Below are 1095 nucleotides of genomic sequence, written 5' to 3'. Positions count from 1 at the left end.
GCAAATTGAGAGTGGGTTAGCTTCATTAAACGAAAATATAAATGTGTTATCTAACGCAACTTCGCAACTTCATGCTGGTTATGCTCAGCTAGAAAAAGGTTTAAGTTCTTACGATCAATATTTCGGAAGCATTTCTCAAGCAATTGATGGTGCGAAAAAAGGATACGAACAAATTGAAATGTTAATGACCAATTTCATTCAAACGAAACCAGAAGTAGCAAATGATCAGAACATACAGCAAACATTAGGAATTGCAAAGGAAGCTCAAAAGCAATTAAGTGTACTTTCAAATGAATTAAATCAATTAGCAACGCAGCATAAAGCAGCAATGGGTTCATTTAAAGAAGCGAATCAGTCGTTACTGAAAGTAGATAAAGGTTTAAAAGAAATGAATAATGGCGTTACACAATTACAAAAAGGCGCTGGTGAGCTGGAAAATGGATTAAATGAAGGAGCCACAGGTTCAAAACAAATTGCAAACAAATCAGCTGAGTTAAAATCCGGTTTAACGAAAATAAATGATGGGCAAGGACAGTTATTAACTGGGCTTAAGGATTTGCAAGAAAAGATGGGGCAATTACAATCAGGCTTATCTAAAAGTACAGAAGGTTTAGGCAAAGTAAGTAACGGTCTAGGGGATGCTCAAAAATATTTAGGCGAGCTTAATGAATCAAAAAGTTCTGAGAAATTTTATATCCCAAAAGAAGTTTTAGAGGGAGAAGATTTCCAAAAAGCTTTGAATACGTACATGTCACATGATAGAAAAACTACTAAAATGACAATCATTTTAGATGTAAATCCGTATTCAAAAGAAGCGATGCCAATTATTCAAGAAATTAATAAAACAATAGATGGTACTTTAAATGGAACTGAAATAAAAAGTACGAAAAAAGCAATTGGAGGGACAACAGCTAGAAACGTTGATTTAAAAGAAGTAACCGGGCAAGATTTCTTACGTACTGCTACGATTATGTTAATTGGTATTACGCTTGTTTTAATCGTGATTACACGTTCATTCTTAAACTCAATCTTTATCATTGGATCGTTAATTTTAGCGTACTTTGCATCGCTTGGTATTAGTGAACAAATTAGTGC

The 1095-nt window shown here is 33.9% G+C and carries 1 protein-coding gene; it reads left to right on the top strand.

Annotated features, from left to right (window positions below):
- Nucleotides 1-1095, top strand: a 1095-nt coding sequence (locus AC1DTM_RS27895) for an MMPL family transporter (RefSeq protein WP_477001415.1), incomplete at both ends; no start/stop codon positions are given.

Source organism: Bacillus sp. P4_D3 (genome assembly GCF_056401855.1).
Note: the sequence above shows the minus strand (reverse complement) of the source record. Positions and strands in the feature narration are given on the sequence as shown.